The sequence below is a fragment of the Ruminococcus callidus ATCC 27760 genome (genome assembly GCF_000468015.1).
Classification (GTDB): Bacteria; Bacillota; Clostridia; order Oscillospirales; family Ruminococcaceae; genus Ruminococcus_C; species Ruminococcus_C callidus.
In genome coordinates, this window is the sequence record NZ_KI260342.1 from 1 (window position 1) to 508 (window position 508).

1 protein-coding gene is annotated in these 508 nt (G+C 45.7%); it reads right to left on the reverse strand.

Annotated features, from left to right (window positions below; genetic code table 11):
* Nucleotides 1–271 precede the first annotated feature (271 nt).
* Nucleotides 272–508 (reverse strand): DUF4314 domain-containing protein (locus RUMCAL_RS04360; protein ID WP_021681355.1); only part of this gene is annotated, 237 nt, incomplete at its 5' end.

Sequence of the window (508 nt, forward strand, 5' to 3'; positions counted from 1 at the left end):
CTGTCTTTCTGTTTTAGCGTTCATAGTGTTTTCCAGCCTCCTCAAATCCTATGTCGGCATACCCATTCGCCTCGGGCAGCATCCTGCCTCGGCTCAGGGCATCCGTAATTTCGGTTTTTTTCCCGTTTCGTTGTAACCATATTAACTCTAAACGGAGGAGATAGCAAGTGGCTAAATCTACAGAAAATGCGGGCAAAAGATTGTGTAGAATACACTCTTGCAATTCTTGCGATTGTATGGTAACATACCGTACAATGGAGGAGGTGCCGCCTTATTTTTTCGCCTTGGATACGGTCTGGAAACTGTCGATTTCGGGAATCAGAGCAAGGGAAGAACCGTTTTCCCACCGCATATGAATGCTGCCCGCATCATCAATGTGCGTGACCTCACCGACTGTTCCGGGAAGAACCAGATATTTTTCATTTCGCATAGAAATCAGCTGTAATTTTGTTCCGACAGGGTACTTTTTTCGCAGCTGTTCCAGATAAGACTTACTCGGAAACTGCAT